This window comes from Paenibacillus sp. FSL P4-0081, assembly GCF_000758565.1.
Taxonomy (GTDB): Bacteria; Bacillota; Bacilli; order Paenibacillales; family Paenibacillaceae; genus Paenibacillus_AQ; species Paenibacillus_AQ phytohabitans.
Map to the genome: position 1 here is coordinate 5,311,969 of NZ_CP009280.1, position 17,097 is coordinate 5,329,065.

A 17,097-nucleotide genomic window follows, 5' to 3' on the forward strand; every position below is an offset into this window, starting at 1 on the left:
ACCCATGCGGAAACAGTTGCGCCGTTCTTTAAAGGACGGGGCGTTTCAGGGAGAAATAGAAATTCTTCTATTCTATTAACAGCAGTCAGGCGCGCTCTTCAATATCGAAGCCGCTGACACTGCTGCACAAGCATTGCTTGAAGCCGGTCTGAATGACTCCCTGCTCCTTGTTTCCTCTTAATATGTAGGTTTCGCCGCACTGTTTGCAGACAATCCGAACTTTTACACGCAAAAAAAGACACCCCTCTCCTCTCTGGAATTCCTTGCCTTAAGGAACTGCCCTGTAGGATTAAGTGTGTCCATCTCTATTATAGGTTAACCTCTTCCTCCCGCTTCAAAAAACGAAACGGGGAGCGGCTGTTGGCCCGCGCCACTTTGCCCATCCCTCCGTACCATAAAACAGCCATCAGGGGCACGATGAACCAGATCCAATAATTAGCCGTAGTTGTCAGTATGAAATCATAAATCCCGTGCCAGAGCCATGGCAGCAGCAGGGAAATAAGCAGAATCCCTCTGGTCTTGACTCCTTTTGAAAACTTGGCCCTCCCCATATGATATCCCATAATCACGCCAAACATGGCATGGCCGGATACCGGGAGCAGCGCCCTCATGACCATTGAACCGATTGAAGCATTGCTGTACCAGGCATACATTACATTCTCTATCGTTGCGAAGCCGAGCGAAATCGCCACGGCGTATAGTATTCCATCATAGGGCTCGTCAAATTCGGTATGATTGTAAATCATATGGTACAGCACAAACCACTTCAGACCTTCCTCCACGCCGGAGGAGATCAGAAACGAATCTACATAAGGGCCGCCGTCCAGACCAAGCACAAGACCTCTCTGGATAATCATCACCGGCAGAACTATAATCAGGCCGAGCAGGAACACCTTCAGCACCATATGGAGCGGCTCCTGATCATACTTGTCTTTCAGATAGAAAAAAGTCAGCAGCGCAAGTCCCGGTGCCACTGCTGACGAAATGACCGATAACAAAAGCACCGAATAGCCTCCCCCGCGCCTAAAAACTAGTATCTTTCTGAATTTCAATCCAGGGCTGAACTACTGCCCGTCCCTTAAATACGATCGTCTCCCGTCAGCAAAACCTCAGGGAAGGGCAGTTAAGCCGATGCTTCCTTGCCCTTCTCCGTCTTTATTCCTGGCGTTTAAAATGAGTGCATAAGGTCTCGATTGCATTCTCCGCCATCACTGTCTTGCCGTATTCAGCCAGAACAGCCTGAGTAACCGGAGATGAATCTCCAAACTCTGCAAGCACGCCTACAAGACCCGATAATGCCGCTTCTTCGAATTCCTTCGGATCAAAGTAGAGATACCATTTATCATTATAAGAATACAGCTGTCCTTGAGAAGTAATATTGCCGATGAGCACATGGGCCGCTTCAACCAGAACCTCAAAATCGCGGAATGCATACACAATGGAGTCGCTTTGTTCAAGAGTAACTTCCATCTCGTAAATCTCTTCAGGCAATTCATCTTCCCCGGGACCACCGTACGAATGGTGATCATATTTCCCCCGGGTCACAATAACGACCATGCCTTGCGCGGGCAATGCGAACACTTCCACGGCAAGCGGACCGGTAGCGTCAAAACCAAGTTCACTGTACGCCTGATCCATCATTTCCGTAAAGAGGTCGTGCACCTTGGGAACTTCCTGCCACATGTCTTCCTTCTGGATGCCCCGCTCGCTCAGGTCGTCAAAAGTGAGGAAAATCCGTATCTTATCTTGACTTAATCGCTCTATTCTCATGACAGGATCCTCCTTTTGCAAGCTCATTTAGTATTAATGTATGATGAGTCCCGAGTAATGAGCCAAAAATGGTTACTATGTATGTATGTTATCATTTTGACGCTACAAATGCACGTAAATAAATATAGAAAAGGCCCAATTAACTGCCCAATATCTGCAAAGCCCGGCTTCACCGCCTTTTCGTTGTATGCACATGCATGTATCCGAAACCTCTTCGCGGGCAGAAAAAAGAATCATTCTGGCGACTTTGGTGTCCCCAAAATGATTCTGCAGCGGCCTATTCCGGTTACAATCCCGGTATGGCTGTATGTGTATCCTTGAGAATCTGTTCTACTTCATGTTTCACATCGGGATTGCTGCGGATGAAGTCTTTGAGCATATTCAAGTTGGATTCTTTGGACTTCACCGGTGAATCCTCCTTCTTGTGTTCGCTGCTGCCGGAAGCATGAGAGCCGTTATCATGGCTGCTGCCCTCAGCGGTACTTCCGAAGCCGGTCATAGCCATTCCCATAATTTTGTCCTTGGCTTTCTCACCGGCACTTTCTGAAGAACCGCCCGTGTGAAGCAGTGAAGACATCATGGCGCTGCGTTTTTTGGACATAATCATACTGGCGGCCGCACCCATCAGCACTCCGCATAGAAATGACGAAGTATTCATATCTCTAACCTCCTTGTATGGTAAAATCATGCTTAGTGTTCGCGGAAAGATTCCGGCTCATACAGCCAAACAACAAGAAAGCGAGATGAAAAAAGTGGGTAAAGCAACAACACTGCTGCTCCTGGCTGCTTTTCTGCTGTCAGCTTGCAGCAACAACGACGTGAATACAGGCAACACCGCTGCGGGGAACGCGTCACAGCCTCCGGCTACAGTACAGCCTGCCACTGACCAGCCTGCCTCTGCTCCGGCTCAGACGGACTCTCCTGCCGGTGAATCCCCCGCTGCGCAGGCAACGCCTGCCGCAACAGCGGATGCGGCAGTTACAGCAACCGCTCAGCCAACCGGGGCAGCAGCTTCAGAGGAAATACCGCTGCTGTACCATATGAACAAAAACTACGACATCATCCCGAACGATGCCGCAACCAACAAAAAGGTCGTCCTGCTGACCTTCGATGACGGGCCCAAGGATGCGGAACTAATAAATCCGCTGATGGATACGCTGGACAAGCACAAGGCCAAAGCCATTTTCTTCGTCAACGGGTACCGGGTGAAGGAGCATCCTGAGCTGCTTGAGCTGATTCATAACCGCGGCGGCATTATCGGGAATCACAGCTGGGATCACATTGTGCTGAAGGATAAATCCGAGGCGGAAGTAAAGAAACAGATTGAAGATGTGCAGAATATTGTCAAGGAGGTCACCGGTGAGACTCCCGTGTTCTTCCGCCCGCCGCACGGTGCAGGCGGTGACGTCGGCAAAAAAATCGCCGCTGACAACGGACTGCTCTATATGACCTGGTCTGTCGGCTCGCTGGACTGGGAGATGAAGGAAAAGGACACGAATAAAACGGAAAAGCTGATCACGAATGTTACCAGCCAGCTGCATTCCGGCAGCAATATTCTGATGCATGAGCTCCCGTGGACCGTGGAAGCGCTGGATAAACTGCTGACTACGCTCGAGGGCAAAGGCTACAGCTTTGTCGATCCACGCAGCATTGAACTGAAAATGCGTTAAGTCTATCTGAAAACCGCAAAACAGCAAGAGGCTGTCTCATAAATAGATTTTCAACAAAGAAACAGCCCATATTTATTCAAAAGCCAGTAAAAAGACAGCAAAGCCGTGATTCTCCTGTTATTGGGGAATCACGGCCTTGCATTTTTGATCCACCGTGGCTTGCTTTAGCATAGGATCGGCAAGCGAAAGCCAACCGACCCCAAGCGTCACTTTTTCCATGTGCGAAGCAGAACGCACCGGAAGCCCCAATTATACTTCAGTTGTCCAAATACACTACCACTCCCCCATTTCCTGCATACTTGGTGCAGCGTTTGCCCAAACAAAGGTGTAGCAATTGGCATTCGCCTCGCCAGAAACCGAAGCACGGCGTTATATACCGCTTTGAGGACATTCCTCATCCATCCGCTCAGAGCGGAAGCAATTAATTAAGCGTACGAAAGTCGGGTCGCTGCCGAGCGGTTTCTTTTAATGTGTGTTTTTTAAGATTGAAGATTCGTTTTTCGCTTAAACAGTGGAGAGGACGGACTGATTGTGGAAAAGCGGTAGCGGTCGCCTTGGTCTCCGGATTTTCACCGCCAAGGGGAATGAAAAAAATCTGGAGAGCACAGCGATTGGAACAACGGTCCGTTCGCGGAGCGTCCAATCAAGTGCAAACGTTGATCTTACTCAAAAAAAGGAGACTTCTCAGAAGACATTACATGGCTTTTGAGGCAGTCTCTTAATTGTTTATAAGTGTTAATCCTGCCTGCAGCGGAGTGTAAGTACATGCATCTCGGCCGGGCTGCCCCAGCGCAGCGGTAAGTGCGCAGTACCGAAGCCACGGCTGATCAGCAGCTTCAGCGGGTGAGCGGCAGTCCCGTACCCGGGAATTTCGTACATGCCGGCATTATAGTGACGGTAGAATTCATCCCCATGCCTGCTTCCGATAAAGGGAAGCACCACTTGTCCGCCATGTGTGTGTCCAGCCAATATCAGATCAGCGGGCACCTCCTGCTGCTGGGACAGCCACAGCGGATCATGCACCAGGATGATCCGCAGGAGCTCTGTATCTGCGGCAGCCACGGGCGGCAGTGCTGCATAAGCCTTCTTGCCGCCTTTTCTCGGGAAATCCATGCCGGTGAGTATTACCCTTGATCCGGACCGTTCAATAGTCACATTCTCATCAAGCAGCAGTCTGGCTCCGCTGCCGCGGATGATATTATCGACAAGCGAGATATTCGCCCGGTAATCATGATTGCCATGAACTGCGTAGACAGGCGCCAGAGATGCTGTAAGCGTCATATTATCCAGCAGGCGCTCCGCCGGACTGCCCTTTTCCGTCAGATCGCCGCCCAGGAAGACTGCATCCACCTTCCTGCGGAGCGGTGCCAGCATAGCAGCCGGAAGACGGCGGCGGTGAATATCGGTAATGAACAGAATACGGAAGCCGTCAAAAGCAGCCGGCAGTCTGTCCAGCACTATTTCCTCGGCAATAATGCGTTTTTTGAAGGCTGCGGCAACCATGACTATACCCGCAGTCACCGCCACTCCAGCACATACGCTCAAGAGAATCAGCAGCCACATCATTGCCATAGCTCATGCAGCGGAGGTGCTCCTTTTATTCCCCAGAACAAAAGAAAGGCGAGCAGCATTACAAATATGACGATCAGCGAGTTAATAAACATTTTGCTGAAACGGATTCGTTCTGACGGATAACTCTGCGCCCGGGAGGGAGTTGCCTCTCCTTCCTGCTGCTCCACTTCACGCTTCGGTTTCCTGGTGGTCTGCTTCTCAGCATGTCGGACCTTTCTCGATAAAGTTCCTGGAGCAGGGACTGGAGCCTCCAGCTGTCCGGCAGCTGATTCGGAAGAACCATTTCCATTATTTTCTTTGACAGGAGACTGTCCTCCGCCCTTATACTGTTTCTGGCGGGACCTTACCCGGCTTAGTTCTTCGCTCATGATGCCCTCCTGTAACGAATCACCATTCCTGAGAACAGATCTATGAGGAAGTGGCACAGGATCGGTGCCCATAGACTGCCGGAATGGATATAGATGTAGCCGAGACCGTAGCTGCTGAGAAATACCCAGCCTGTTGGAATCCAGTGGCGCAGATAACGCACATGAATAACAGCGAAGAGAATGCTCGTCCAGTACGGCCCCAGTGAATGCTGTATGGCACCACGGAACAATAGCTCTTCGCATACTGCAACAATCGCCGCAATGACAATAATATGCCACAAAGGACGGTTGCCGAACAGCAGCTCATTAATCCCCCCGTCATCCATGCTGTCCTCAGGTACAATATGGGTCAGCAGGAAATCAACAACCAGCATAACAGCTGCAAGTCCAAGGCCCCAAAACACAAAATGTGCATTCTCCGGAAAATTTAATATGTGAATAGGATTTCTTTTCTGTAATAATATCCATATCAAACCGATAAATAGAGTAAGGCCCTGAGTAATATACAGATTAATTAACAGCAGCTTGTCCGTTAACTGCTGAGGATCGGCCTTTTTGATTTTGATTTCACCCAATTTGAATTTTTTCATCGTAACCTGCCTGTTCTTTAATATTTTTACATAAGATAATTTCCCTATACGAAGGAGCACTAATTATGAACAGCCGTACCTCCCGCACTCAAATGTTGTACACACTAGGTTTTATATTGTTTCTAATATCCGCATTCGCCTCATTTTTTACGGGAGTAAAGGTTGGAGCAGACAAAACAGAGGCCAAATATGCACAGCTGGCCGGGCATGAAGTTACGGAGGAATTCTCCGGCTCCTACCAGCAGCAGGATCTTGTTACGTTCTATCATAACGTATTTTTGCCCTATCGGGAATTCAAGCGCAACTGGAACGATCAGGTGGACAGCCTTGCACGCAGCACAGATGCACGGCAGAACGCGGCAACGTTGAAGAACCTCAGCCTTCTGGCGGACAAGCAGTATGACAAGGTCACGCAGGATTCCCTCTTCACCAATTCGCCGCTGCTGTATGAGTCACAGCTTAACGTCCTTAAGAGCCTGACTCTCTTCTCACAGGCTTCTGGGAAGGTCACTGCCGGATCTTCAGGAGCCGAAGCCGCCAAGCTGCTGAGAAGTGATAATTTTACCGCCAGCGCTGTGAAATTCGGACTGATGGCCCAGAAGAACTTCTATGATTCTATGCTGAAGTGGGGGGCCAAGGCCAACTCTGCTATACCCGATGCATCCGGGGACCTGAAGACACTGACTTTCATTCAGTGGAAAAAGATGCCTTTGCTCCTTAAGAATGCTTCTATCGCAAACATAATGCTGAACCGCGGAATTTATGCCGGCTATGACCCGCAGGATATTACAGCCAAGATCGACGATATGATCTATTCCGGAACCGCCAGTTCCCTGAAGCTTGGGGATATCCAGTCGTCGGTCAGCCTGCTCATTTCTACCGGTGCCGTGCAGGAGCAGGACTTCATTAAATGGCGGGAGCAATATTACGGCAAGGAAACGATGCCTCAGCTCCCTTTCTTCTATGAGTAGGACCAGTTATTGCATCATAACGAAAAACAGGGCTCACTTCAAGGCGGCACACCGCAGAAGAAGCCTATTGACACACTTGGCATCACCATGTTACATTATGAAAAATTAATCAAGCAAAACCGATGATGGAACAAAGATTACTGATGTCTACAGAGAGCCGGTGGATGGTGCAAACCGGTGGCAGACGGAAATCTTTAGCGCTCCTGAGATATTGTATTGAACCTTGAGTAGATACAATCGGATCACCTCCGTTACCAGTGTGGCCTATTCAGGCCAATGAGGCTGCTTCTTAACCGTTGCAGTGAATTAGGGTGGTACCACGAGAACTCTCGTCCCTTACTACGGCAGTAGTATGGGGTAGGGAGTTTTTTTTGTACCCGGATTCTCTAAATCTGCCTACCCGCCCATACGCTGCCTGAATCAGCACTTCTGCATGCCTTTTCTTTTATGCGACAACGCGTTGCCCCGTTGTTCCGACAAATTTCATTCTTTTGTATGAATCTGGTACTGCGGATTACCCCACCAGGGAATCCTTGGCATATATAATAGGCTTTCCAATTTGAAGGAGGACAAGAGACCATGTTTAAAGTATTAGTATCGGATCCGATCAGTGATTTGGGCATTCAGCAATTGATGGACGCAAGAGATGTGACTGTGGACAAAAAAACTGGACTTAGTGAAGACGAGCTTATTGCAATCATCGGCGAATACGACGGCTTACTCGTTCGCAGCCAGACAACCGTGACTGAGAAAATTATCGCAGCCGGTACTAATCTTAAAGTAATTGGCCGCGCCGGTGTCGGTGTGGACAATATTAAGCTGGAGGCAGCTACACAACGCGGTGTGGTGGTCATTAATGCTCCGGACGGAAATACGATTACCACCTGTGAGCATGCCTTTGCCATGATGATGGCTCTGGCCCGTCACATTCCTCAAGCCTATGCCAAGACCATCTCCGGCGTATGGGACAAGAAGACTTTCCTCGGCGTAGAGCTGCGCGGCAAAACGCTGGGTGTGCTCGGCATGGGACGGATCGGCAGCGAAGTGGCCAAACGGGCCAAGGCTTTTGGAATGGATATTCTGGCCTACGACCCCTTCCTGACTGCAGACCGTGCGGAGAAACTGGAAGTAAAGCTGGCTTCGGTAGATGACATCGTCCGGGGAGCAGACTTCATTACTGTTCACACACCGCTGACACCGGAAACCCGCCACATGATCTCCCGTCCGCAATTTGAAGTCATGAAAAAAGGAATGCGCATCATCAACTGTGCCCGCGGCGGTGTAATTGATGAGATGGCGCTGGTTGAAGCTATCGACAGCGGTATTGTTGCCGGTGCAGCCTTTGACGTCTTTGAGAAAGAGCCGCCGGAAGCGGATCACCCGTTCCTCTCGCATCCGAAGATTATCGTGACTCCGCATTTGGGTGCTTCTACCGTTGAAGCCCAGGAGAATGTTGCGATCGATGTATCGGAGCAAGTGCTGCATATTCTGCGCAACGAACCGTTCATTAACGCCGTGAACATCCCTCCGGTTGCTCCTAGTGTAATGAACAAGCTGCAGCCTTACTTCACCCTCGGCGAGAAGCTCGGCAGCTTCGTGACTCAGATTACGGATGGAGCGATCCGCGAGATTCATGTGGAATATGCCGGTGACCTCTCCGACGTGGATACACAGCCGCTGACCCGCTATATTGTCAAAGGCGTGCTCTCCCGCCATTTTGCCGGGGATGTTAACATTGTCAACTCCATGCACCTGGCAAAGACGCGTGATGTTAACGTAGTAGTGACCAAGGCTTCCAAGACCAAGGGCTTCACTAACCTCATTACCGTTACACTTAAGGCTGAGCATGACGAAGAACGCCTGGTTGCTGGAACCCTGCTGCAAGGCTATGGCGAACGGATTGTGCAGGTTAACAAGTTCCCGGTAGATATCGCTCCGGAAGGTCATCAGATCGTTATATCCCACAACGATAAGCCGGGTATCATCGGACTCGTCGGTACACTGCTCGGCCAGAACGACGTCAACATCGCCTCCATGCAGGTTGGCCGTAAAATTGTCGGAGGAGCTGCAATTATGCTGCTGACCGCTGACAAGGCTGTTCCGCAGGATGTACTGGTCAAGCTCGCCGGATTGCCGGAGATCAATACTGCGGAAGAGATCACTCTTTTGTAGCTGAAGAACGCGGGCTTATATTCTTGGAATACCTGAGTTCAATATAAGCGCACCAAAAAACACTCTTGAGGAATGACGGCCCGTGCCGCCATTTCAAAAGAGTGTTTTTGCATCTTCCGGCTTACGGGTTATTCCGGAATGTTAAATACCGGGACCCGCCGCCCGTCTGTGTCTGTATACCCATATTTCTCCGCCAGACTCCCCACCTGCTGAGGTCTGCCTGTCAGCTGCATCACCTCAGGATCAGCAGCGAGCGCCACGGCAGCCCGGCCGATGTACGCCGTAGACTCACTGGCCTGCAGCTCCTCTACCTCCTGCCAGTGCTCTTCATCCGTCTTCATGCTCTCCAGCACTAGTTCTGTACGCATCCAGCCAGGTGATAAGGGAATCACAGCGATCCCATCCGCTGCCAGTTCAAGGGACAATCCGTAGGCCATGCGCACAAGCGCATTTTTGGACAGATCATAATAGAAGTTCCCTACATATTTATACTGGTCCCAAAAGGTGGTATGAATGATCAGCTTCCCGGTGCCAGTGCCTTCTCTGCGCATCAGCGGAATAGCATAGTAGTTAGTCATGAGCTGCGCCCTGACTCCGGCATTAAACATATGGTCCCAATGAGCGGCCGGGAGCTCCCAGAAGGGTTTGTTCTCAATCGGAAGATTATTGCCTCCCCAGACATTATTGACCAGAATATCAAGCTTGCCCTGCTCCCCGGCAATCTGCCGGATCACTGCTTCCGTCTCCGCGTCATTGGTGTGGTCACAGCGGATATACGCGCCTTCTCCGCCGAAGCTGTGAATCTCACCGAGTACACCGGCAAGTGTCCGTTCGCCCCCTTCCTGCATTGAACCGGCGTTTCTTCCCGTAAAATACACAAACGCACCTGCCCGGGCCAGCTCCAGGGCAATGCCTCTGCCCGCTCCCCTGCTCCCGCCTGTAACTAATGCAACTTTCCCTTGCAAATCTGTCATTATATCCGCTCCTCTCAGCTTTCATCAGATGATCATGAAGTTATCTAAAAGCTATCTTGCACCAACCGGCTCTCCTTATTAATATTAACTCTTATATATGACATCAACTGACATATATATATGATAAACTTAAAATATGTTCTGCTTAAGCGGAAACGGCTTTGCCGTTCTTGAATAATCGGGAAAAATTTCATTATAACCAGGAGGCCTTTATCCATGAGAGCAGACCGACTATTATCTATTCTGCTGCTGCTGCAAAGCCGCGGTAAAATAAGCTCCCGCGAGCTGGCACAAACGCTGGAGGTTTCCGAACGGACCATCTTCCGGGATATGGAGTCACTGAGCATCTCCGGCATTCCCGTGCTGGCAGAACGCGGCCGTGAGGGAGGCTGGAGGCTGGCCGAGGGTTACCGGACCTCCCTGACAGGTATGAACCCCAAAGAGATTGGTGCGCTGCTGCTGCCGGCAGACCCGGCAATTCTGCAGGCGCTTGGGATTCAGGAGGAGTTCTCTTCCGCTGTCCGTAAGCTGCAGGCCGCTGGTGCAAGACAGCCCGCTGCCGCCTTCAGCCTTCTTAATGAGCGTATTCATATTGATGGCGCGGGCTGGCATCCGTCAGGCGAAACCTATCCCAGTCTAACTGCATTACAGGAGGCTATATGGGAAGACCGTAAAGTGAAAATCTGTTACATGCGCGGGGAGGAGAGATCAGAGCGGCTGATTTCACCCTTTGGACTCGTAGCCAAACGTGGTGTCTGGTACACCGTGGCCGAAACAGGCGGTGAAATGCGGACCTACCGGGTATCCAGAATAAGTAGTGCTGAAGTCACGGATGAATATTTTAGCAGACCTCAGGATTTCAATCTGGCACATTACTGGGAAGCTTCTACCATGGCATTCAAATCTGCATTGCCCCGCTACCCTGCCAGGCTGCTGGTGAAGGACAATATAATGAAGGTTCTCCAACAAGAACGTTATGTTTCCGTACTATTCCAGGAGCCTTCACCTTCACCCGGCTGGCACTCCGTCGAAGCCGAATTTAATACGCCGGAGTCTGCCTGCCGGATCATCTTATCCCTAAGCCCGGGCATTAGAGTTACCGCTCCGGCGGAGCTTGCAGACAATGTTGCGGCCACTCTGCGGGAAGGGGCTGCATTATATGAAGACAATGTGTAAACGTACTCTTTTGGAGCAGCCCGGGAAAAAGTTTTATGTCAGTTCTTACAATAGACCGATTACGCTTTAATCCCCTATAATATTACAATGCACAATATTTATTTCTAGGGGGAACTATAGTCTATGGACTGGATGAACAAGCTGCCTTTAAAACAAAGAATCGTTGCCGGATGTTACCTGGTTGCCGCTTTATTCGCTGTCCCTGTGTTAATTACGCTCATTGCAATGGGAAAGGTGATTATCGGTATTATTCTGATTGCGGTATTGGCTGCACTGACCTACCCGCTTGCGCGCTTCATTGAGAGAACGCTTACATCTTCATTTGAGGATATCTCCAATGTGACGCATACAATCGCCAAAGGCGACTTCACCAGCCGTGCAGACGAGAACGGATCAATGGGCGACATCAGCCGCTCCTTCAACACTATGATCGATAAATTGAAGAAGATCCTAACCGACGCTTCGCAGCTTACCCGCCAGGTTATGGATGCCAGCCGGGGTATTGAGGACAAGAACCAGAACCTGAAGATTGTAATGGCACAGGTAGCCTCCTCTTCCAACGAACTTGCCCTGGGTGCGAATGAAATCTCGGTGGATATTGCCGATATGACGGAATCGATCAAAGATATCGAAACCAAAGTCTCCAATTATACAAACTCTACCAAGGAAATGAATAAACGCTCCGCCCATACACTGGAGCTGGTTGAAAAGGGACGCCAGTCCGTGGACACTCAAGCCGAAGGCATGCGGAAGAATATCCAGGCTACACAAAAAGTAGCAGATACGATCGAAGCGCTCTCACAGAATGCCCGCGGCATTACCATGATCACCAAGACCATCACGGAAATTGCCGAACAAACCAATCTTTTGTCGCTTAACGCCTCAATTGAAGCTGCACGTGCAGGTGAGCACGGACGCGGTTTCGCAGTTGTAGCACAGGAGGTCCGCAAGCTTGCCGAAGAATCAACCGCCTCCACCAAGGAAGTGTTCGGGCTGGTACGCAGCATCGAGGCCGATATCAAGCAGGCTATCGATAACATCGCTATTAATGAAGAGGTTGTTCAGGTGCAGAACGAGATGATAACGGAGACAGCACATATTTTCGCGCAGATCGTACATAGCGTGCAATACATAACCGAGCAGATCTCCTCCTTCTCCGCAGAGAGTGATCTGATGCTGGAGAGTGCGCTCAAGATCTCCGGGGCGATCGAGAATATCTCGGCCATTACCCAGGAGACGGCAGCAGGTACCGAGGAGGTATCTGCGGCGATGAACGAACAAATTCATGCCCTGCAGTCCGTAGCGGAAGAGACCGAGAAGATGACACAATCTGTCTTCCAGCTGCAAAAAACAATCCATATTTTCAAATTCTAGCAGCAGCCCCAAGAGACCATTTCCGCAGAGCAGTATGCGGGAAGGGTCTCTTTTTGGCATGGAAAAAGCAGATTGTAATGTAATATTCACAAAGTGTTAAAATAGTGCATAACCCTAAAATAACACCTTTGCACTTCTTTACTGCTAATTCTTTATTACTAATAAACTAACATTATTTTAAATTTTAATCACCTATTTCTTAAGACCTATTTCTAGGTTTTCCCAGCCTATAATTCTAATACATCTGCATAGTTTCAGGAGGTTCCTACGACGTTATGAGGCTTATGGCTTATGCAGATTAAATTCTGCTCTTTTTCTGCATTTGCATTATAAGACTTTGGTCTTCCAGACGCATCCATTTTCAAAAGTTTGAATATCTAATATTTCATCTCCTATTACATCTGAATATTCGCCAAATTTCGCGTTTTGCTGCAAACGGCTTATTGACAAAAGGCGAGCGAGGAATATATTGTAAAGGAAAATTATCCTTCGCTGTATTGATAACAACATATGAGGCAAAATTCACCGAAAGGGAATGACGCAAAGCCATGGATCTACAGTCTCACTTATCCGGTGAGATCATGACAGCCAGGTTGCTGAAAAACTATGAACGTCCGGGAATCCGCGTTCAGTTATGGTGATTCGTGCAACAGGCCTGTGCTCCTATTTCGAGTACAGGTTTTCTATTGCTAGCATACAATCAAAAAACAACTTGTGGGGTGGATGTTCTGAAGACAGTTGCAGATTATATGGCGGAAGCATTACGCGATCTTGGGGTAACACATTCTTTTGGTATTATTGGCAAGTCCATTTGTCCTATAGCTCTCAAACTTGTTGACTATGGCATTGAGTTTATTCCCGGCCGGCATGAGTCCAGCTCCGGCTTCGCAGCAGGCGGCTATGCACTGAAAACAGGCAGTCTCGGGGTTGCCTTCGGCACCTCCGGTCCAGGCGGAACGAACCTGCTAACCGCAGCAGCACACGCCAAAGCCAACAATCTCCCGGTGCTCTTCATTACCGGTCATCAGTCTATTAAAGAGCTGGGGATTCCCCAGTGTCAGGATTCCACATCCTATCTCGCCGATTTGGCGGACATGTTCAGACCGGCCACTCTTTTCAGCAAGCTGGTAGAACGCGGCGACCATTTCAGTACGATTTTCAATCATGCCCTGTCTATCGCCCTTGGTGACAAGAAAGGACCTGTTCATTTATGTATTCCGTTTGATGTTCAGACCGAGCGCCTTGAAGAATGCCGGATTGTCCTTCCGCAGCGGGAAAGGCTCGTCAGCTACGCCAACTACGAACGGGTCATTTCAGCGATCAATGCTTCCAGCAGGCCTCTGATCATTGCCGGTAAAGGGGTTAACCGCTCCGGTGCGCACAAGGAACTGGTACAGTTGGCCGAGACCTTCAACATACCGGTAGTAACCTCCCCCGGCGGTAAAGGAGCCATTGCTGCGGATCACCCGCTCTATCACGGTCCTGTGGGCGTTGGCGGATGTACGCATGGGGATGAGATGTTGAACAACAGTGATCTGTTTATCGTGCTTGGTTCGCGTCTGAGCGATATGACCATATGCAATCTTAAGAGGGAGAATCATCCGGATCAGCTGATCCAGTTTGATGTCGATCCAACCTTTGTCGGTAAAATACTGACTTCCGATACCATCTCCGTCGGCGGCGATTTACGTGACAACCTGGAGCTGTACCTCGGCAAGATTGATCCGTCCACCATAACCAGACGTGAAATAGAGATCTCCAATCACTATACTGAAGAGCTGCCTGTGCTGTCCAAGCTCTCGCTGGCTTCGGTAATGAGCACGATGAGCGATTTGATTCCATATAACAGCAGCGTGTTTGTTGATGACGGCAGCCACGGCTTCAATGCGGTCAAATGGTTCAACGTGAAGAAACCGGGGAGCTTTGTATTTGATGCCTATTTCGCCTGCATGGGGAATTCAATCGGCATGGCCATCGGTGCCAAGGCGGCTGCGCCGGAAGAGACGGTCTTCTGCATTACCGGTGACGGCTGTTTCATGATGCTCGGAACTGAAATTAACACAGCAGTTTGCAAGAATATCCCGGTTATTTTCATCGTTGTGAACAATATGCAGCTGGATATGGCCCTTAAAGGAATGGAAAAAACAACCGGACGTATCGATGGAACCATCTTTGAAGTCCCTATGGATGCAGTGAAGTTTGCTGAGTCCCTGGGAGCCACCGGCTTCCGCGCAGAGACGCAAGAGGAGTTTGCCTTTGCAATCAGCCAAGCAGTTGAACTTAACCGCGTAGCCGTTATTGAGCTGTTGACCGACCGTGACGAAATGCCTCCTACGGCCCACCGTACACTGGATCTCAACTAGGCTGTATCTTACAGATTCTCTAACTTACTATCAGGAGGCAAACAAGTGAATATGAACGTAGACAGCGGACTGGACCATTTCACCAATCTTTCCGGGGACTATGGTGCCAAAGCCCTAGCTCCTATTAAAGAGCATTTTCCCGAATTAGCCGAGTATATCATGGGCAATGCATACGGTGATATTTTTCAGCGGACGACCATCGGTTCAGACTGGAAAGAAATTGCTGTCATCTCTTCTTTGATCACCATGGGACAATTTGAACAGTTGGGTGTTCACTATGTTATGGCTCTCCGCGTGGGGATGACCGTTGATCAAATCAAAGGTATCCTGCTTCATCTGACACCTTGTATCGGCGCACCCAGAGTGATCTCGGCATTCAATGTTCTGCTGGAGACGCTGGAAGATATTCGTTAATTAACAACATAATATTACATCATTCGACTTTTGTGTTGCGCATTCAAGAAAGTTCTGGTTATAATGAAGGCAAAATATCCCAAAACCAAGTTCATGTTGTCGAATTTAGTCGCAGGAACGTAGTTTTTCGGGATATCAACATGATGAATTATCAGATCACTCTGAATAGTCATGCAATTAAAATTACGGGAGAGATGAACATGGGACAATTTATTTTGAAGACGGACACTGCGAAGAAACTAATTAACATCGAGCTGGAAGGAACCTTCTCGAACGAGGACGGTCTTAAATCGATACAAGCCTATCAGCAGACCATCAATCCGATCAACCCGTCCGAATATGCACTGGATATCGATTGCCGCAAGCTGAATGTAACCGCTCCTGATGTTGTGCCGTTGCTCGAAGGCTGCTTCATTATGTTCAAGGCAGACGGCTTCCAAAAAGTGAGCCTTACCCTTGAGAATAACCCTATTCTCAAAATGCAGCTGGCGCGACTGGGCCGCAAAGCTGGACTCGAAAACCTGGAAATCACGTTTACGGTACAAGCTTAGGTTAACTTATTTTTAAACCATTGTTAGCGGTTTGAAACGCAAGATTCGCTCACGAAACTAAGTGTATGCTTACGGGCTACAAAACTTTTAGGAGGTTTACTATGGCAGGGATTCGCATTAAGGACATTGATATCTATCATCCAAGCAAAAGCATCGGCAATGACTTCTTCATTCAGCACTTCGATGAGAAGGGAATTGATATCCGTGGCCTGCTGGCTGCTCTTGGCCGTGAAAACCGCTACAGTATCGACAGCAAGGATGAGAACTCCCTGACGATGGCTTTTGAAGCCGCAAGCAATGTACTGGACAAGACCGGCCTGACCGGCGCAGACATTGACCTGATCGCTTATGCAAGCCAGACTCCTGAATATATTTTCCCAACGAACTCATTGATGATTCACCGCCTGATTAATGGTGCATCGCATACGATCTGTATCGACAGTAATGCCAACTGTGCAGGAATGACCGCTTCGGTTGAACAGGTCAGCCGTCAAATGATGGCGAACCCGAGAATCCGCCGTGCACTTGTCATCGGTTCTGACTACGTTGCCCCGCATGCGGACAAGAATGACCCGGTATATTACGCCAACTTCGGCGATGCAGCTGCCGCGCTCATTCTGGAGCGTGACGAGAATTCGGTAGGCTTCATTGATTCGATCTATCAGACCGATACCTGCGTCTACGGCAACTCGCTGTTCCCGGCGGAAGGTTTAGCCAATCTCGGACGTACGGGTGTGGCTGCTGGAGAATTCAATGTGAAGTTCATCCCGTTCGATGATTCCATCTGTGTGGATGCTGCTTCAGAATCAATTAACACCCTGCTCAGCAATAACGGAATCGCACCTGAATCCATCAAGGCCGCCTGCTTCTCCCAATTGTCACTTCCGAACATCAAGGCCGTTTCCGGCAAAACCGGAATTGACGCTGATGCAGCTGTCTACATCGGGGATGAATTCGGCTACACCTCCACCAGCAGCCCGTTTATCGCCCTGCACAAAGCAGTGACTACCGGACAGCTTGAACGCGGAGACAAGGTCCTGTTCTGGACAGTAGGCGCCGGATGGCAGAATGTCGCTTTTGTAATGGAGTATTAATCTTAGCTGTTGAACTTATAGTTTCTAGTTGAAATCCA

17 protein-coding genes, 1 riboswitch and 1 other annotated feature are annotated in these 17,097 nt (G+C 49.5%); of the genes, 9 read left to right on the plus strand and 8 right to left on the minus strand.

The window, feature by feature from the left end; translation table 11 throughout:
- Positions 1 to 85 precede the first annotated feature (85 nt).
- The 4 genes from P40081_RS39095 to P40081_RS22860 form a co-directional block, all read right to left on the minus strand.
- A complete protein-coding gene (locus P40081_RS39095) occupies positions 86 to 232 on the minus strand; it encodes a hypothetical protein (protein WP_171716693.1) in 147 nt (48 codons plus the stop codon).
- Between the two features lie 76 nt (positions 233 to 308).
- Positions 309 to 1,004 carry a glutamic-type intramembrane protease PrsW gene (gene prsW, locus P40081_RS22850; protein ID WP_039301765.1) on the minus strand — a complete coding sequence of 232 codons (696 nt, stop codon included), beginning with the start codon at positions 1,002 to 1,004 and terminating at the stop codon, positions 309 to 311.
- A gap of 151 nt (positions 1,005 to 1,155) precedes the next feature.
- Positions 1,156 to 1,770: a genetic competence negative regulator gene (locus P40081_RS22855; protein WP_039301763.1), complete on the minus strand. Its 615-nt coding sequence runs from the start codon at positions 1,768 to 1,770 to the stop codon at positions 1,156 to 1,158.
- Between the two features lie 286 nt (positions 1,771 to 2,056).
- The gene (locus P40081_RS22860; RefSeq protein WP_039301760.1) at positions 2,057 to 2,428 is read right to left on the minus strand and encodes a hypothetical protein; all 372 of its coding nucleotides are present in this window, start codon (positions 2,426 to 2,428) and stop codon (positions 2,057 to 2,059) included.
- A gap of 85 nt (positions 2,429 to 2,513) precedes the next feature.
- On the opposite strand from P40081_RS22860, the gene P40081_RS22865 reads away from it, so the two are divergent.
- On the plus strand, positions 2,514 to 3,440 hold the full coding sequence (locus P40081_RS22865) for a polysaccharide deacetylase family protein (RefSeq protein WP_231575173.1): 927 nt from the start codon (positions 2,514 to 2,516) through the stop codon (positions 3,438 to 3,440).
- 735 nt (positions 3,441 to 4,175) lie between these two features.
- Here the strand turns inward: P40081_RS22865 and P40081_RS22870 are convergent.
- The 3 genes from P40081_RS22870 to P40081_RS22880 are packed head-to-tail and all read right to left on the minus strand — an operon-like array spanning position 4,176 to position 5,970.
- Entirely contained in the window at positions 4,176 to 5,006 is an 831-nt protein-coding gene (locus tag P40081_RS22870) for a metallophosphoesterase (RefSeq protein ID WP_052421949.1), read from the minus strand.
- A complete protein-coding gene (locus P40081_RS22875) occupies positions 5,003 to 5,380 on the minus strand; it encodes a hypothetical protein (protein ID WP_042138637.1) in 378 nt (125 codons plus the stop codon). The genes P40081_RS22870 and P40081_RS22875 overlap by 4 nt, the downstream gene beginning before the upstream one ends.
- A complete protein-coding gene (locus P40081_RS22880; protein ID WP_039301751.1) occupies positions 5,377 to 5,970 on the minus strand; it encodes a CPBP family intramembrane glutamic endopeptidase in 594 nt (197 codons plus the stop codon). Before P40081_RS22880 ends, P40081_RS22875 begins: the two co-directional genes overlap by 4 nt.
- Before the next feature lie 65 nt (positions 5,971 to 6,035).
- Here P40081_RS22880 and P40081_RS22885 point away from each other — a divergent pair, with 65 nt between their 5' ends.
- Both P40081_RS22885 and serA read left to right on the plus strand, forming a co-directional pair.
- Positions 6,036 to 6,941, plus strand: coding sequence for a hypothetical protein (locus tag P40081_RS22885; RefSeq protein ID WP_042138638.1), 906 nt, complete (start codon positions 6,036 to 6,038; stop codon positions 6,939 to 6,941).
- A gap of 113 nt (positions 6,942 to 7,054) precedes the next feature.
- Positions 7,055 to 7,281 (plus strand) — a binding site (T-box leader).
- A gap of 239 nt (positions 7,282 to 7,520) precedes the next feature.
- Entirely contained in the window at positions 7,521 to 9,113 is a 1,593-nt protein-coding gene (serA, locus tag P40081_RS22890) for a phosphoglycerate dehydrogenase (protein ID WP_042138639.1), read from the plus strand.
- A gap of 128 nt (positions 9,114 to 9,241) precedes the next feature.
- On the opposite strand, the gene P40081_RS22895 is transcribed toward serA, so the two are convergent.
- A complete protein-coding gene (locus P40081_RS22895) occupies positions 9,242 to 10,087 on the minus strand; it encodes an SDR family NAD(P)-dependent oxidoreductase (RefSeq protein ID WP_042138640.1) in 846 nt (281 codons plus the stop codon).
- Positions 10,088 to 10,303: 216 nt separating this feature from the next.
- On the opposite strand from P40081_RS22895, the gene P40081_RS22900 reads away from it, so the two are divergent.
- From P40081_RS22900 to P40081_RS22925, 6 genes are all read left to right on the plus strand, one after another.
- Positions 10,304 to 11,263, plus strand: a complete 960-nt coding sequence (locus tag P40081_RS22900; protein WP_042138641.1) for a helix-turn-helix transcriptional regulator — start codon at positions 10,304 to 10,306, stop codon at positions 11,261 to 11,263.
- Between the two features lie 123 nt (positions 11,264 to 11,386).
- The gene (locus P40081_RS22905; protein ID WP_042138642.1) at positions 11,387 to 12,637 is read left to right on the plus strand and encodes a methyl-accepting chemotaxis protein; all 1,251 of its coding nucleotides are present in this window, start codon (positions 11,387 to 11,389) and stop codon (positions 12,635 to 12,637) included.
- Between the two features lie 504 nt (positions 12,638 to 13,141).
- A riboswitch (cyclic di-GMP riboswitch) is annotated at positions 13,142 to 13,238 on the plus strand.
- Between the two features lie 118 nt (positions 13,239 to 13,356).
- The gene (locus tag P40081_RS22910) at positions 13,357 to 15,000 is read left to right on the plus strand and encodes a thiamine pyrophosphate-binding protein (protein ID WP_052421950.1); all 1,644 of its coding nucleotides are present in this window, start codon (positions 13,357 to 13,359) and stop codon (positions 14,998 to 15,000) included.
- Positions 15,001 to 15,051: 51 nt separating this feature from the next.
- Positions 15,052 to 15,414 (plus strand): carboxymuconolactone decarboxylase family protein, encoded by a 363-nt coding sequence (locus P40081_RS22915; RefSeq protein WP_042141354.1) that lies wholly within the window; start codon positions 15,052 to 15,054, stop codon positions 15,412 to 15,414.
- A 200-nt stretch (positions 15,415 to 15,614) separates the two neighbouring features.
- Positions 15,615 to 15,965: a hypothetical protein gene (locus P40081_RS22920; protein WP_042141356.1), complete on the plus strand. Its 351-nt coding sequence runs from the start codon at positions 15,615 to 15,617 to the stop codon at positions 15,963 to 15,965.
- Positions 15,966 to 16,066: 101 nt separating this feature from the next.
- On the plus strand, positions 16,067 to 17,059 hold the full coding sequence (locus tag P40081_RS22925) for a 3-oxoacyl-[acyl-carrier-protein] synthase III C-terminal domain-containing protein (RefSeq protein WP_042138643.1): 993 nt from the start codon (positions 16,067 to 16,069) through the stop codon (positions 17,057 to 17,059).
- The last annotated feature ends 38 nt before the right edge of the window (positions 17,060 to 17,097 follow it).

Coding starts and splice junctions, on each gene's coding strand:
- P40081_RS22855 (WP_039301763.1), bottom strand. CDS start 1,770: ATGAGAATAGAGCGATTAAGTCAAGATAAGATACGGATTTTCCTCACT.
- P40081_RS22860 (WP_039301760.1), bottom strand. CDS start 2,428: ATGAATACTTCGTCATTTCTATGCGGAGTGCTGATGGGTGCGGCCGCC.
- P40081_RS22865 (WP_231575173.1), top strand. CDS start 2,514: ATGAAAAAAGTGGGTAAAGCAACAACACTGCTGCTCCTGGCTGCTTTT.
- P40081_RS22870 (WP_052421949.1), bottom strand. CDS start 5,006: ATGATGTGGCTGCTGATTCTCTTGAGCGTATGTGCTGGAGTGGCGGTG.
- P40081_RS22875 (WP_042138637.1), bottom strand. CDS start 5,380: ATGAGCGAAGAACTAAGCCGGGTAAGGTCCCGCCAGAAACAGTATAAG.
- P40081_RS22880 (WP_039301751.1), bottom strand. CDS start 5,970: ATGAAAAAATTCAAATTGGGTGAAATCAAAATCAAAAAGGCCGATCCT.
- P40081_RS22885 (WP_042138638.1), top strand. CDS start 6,036: ATGAACAGCCGTACCTCCCGCACTCAAATGTTGTACACACTAGGTTTT.
- serA (WP_042138639.1), top strand. CDS start 7,521: ATGTTTAAAGTATTAGTATCGGATCCGATCAGTGATTTGGGCATTCAG.
- P40081_RS22895 (WP_042138640.1), bottom strand. CDS start 10,087: ATGACAGATTTGCAAGGGAAAGTTGCATTAGTTACAGGCGGGAGCAGG.
- P40081_RS22900 (WP_042138641.1), top strand. CDS start 10,304: ATGAGAGCAGACCGACTATTATCTATTCTGCTGCTGCTGCAAAGCCGC.
- P40081_RS22905 (WP_042138642.1), top strand. CDS start 11,387: ATGGACTGGATGAACAAGCTGCCTTTAAAACAAAGAATCGTTGCCGGA.
- P40081_RS22915 (WP_042141354.1), top strand. CDS start 15,052: ATGAACGTAGACAGCGGACTGGACCATTTCACCAATCTTTCCGGGGAC.
- P40081_RS22920 (WP_042141356.1), top strand. CDS start 15,615: ATGGGACAATTTATTTTGAAGACGGACACTGCGAAGAAACTAATTAAC.
- P40081_RS22925 (WP_042138643.1), top strand. CDS start 16,067: ATGGCAGGGATTCGCATTAAGGACATTGATATCTATCATCCAAGCAAA.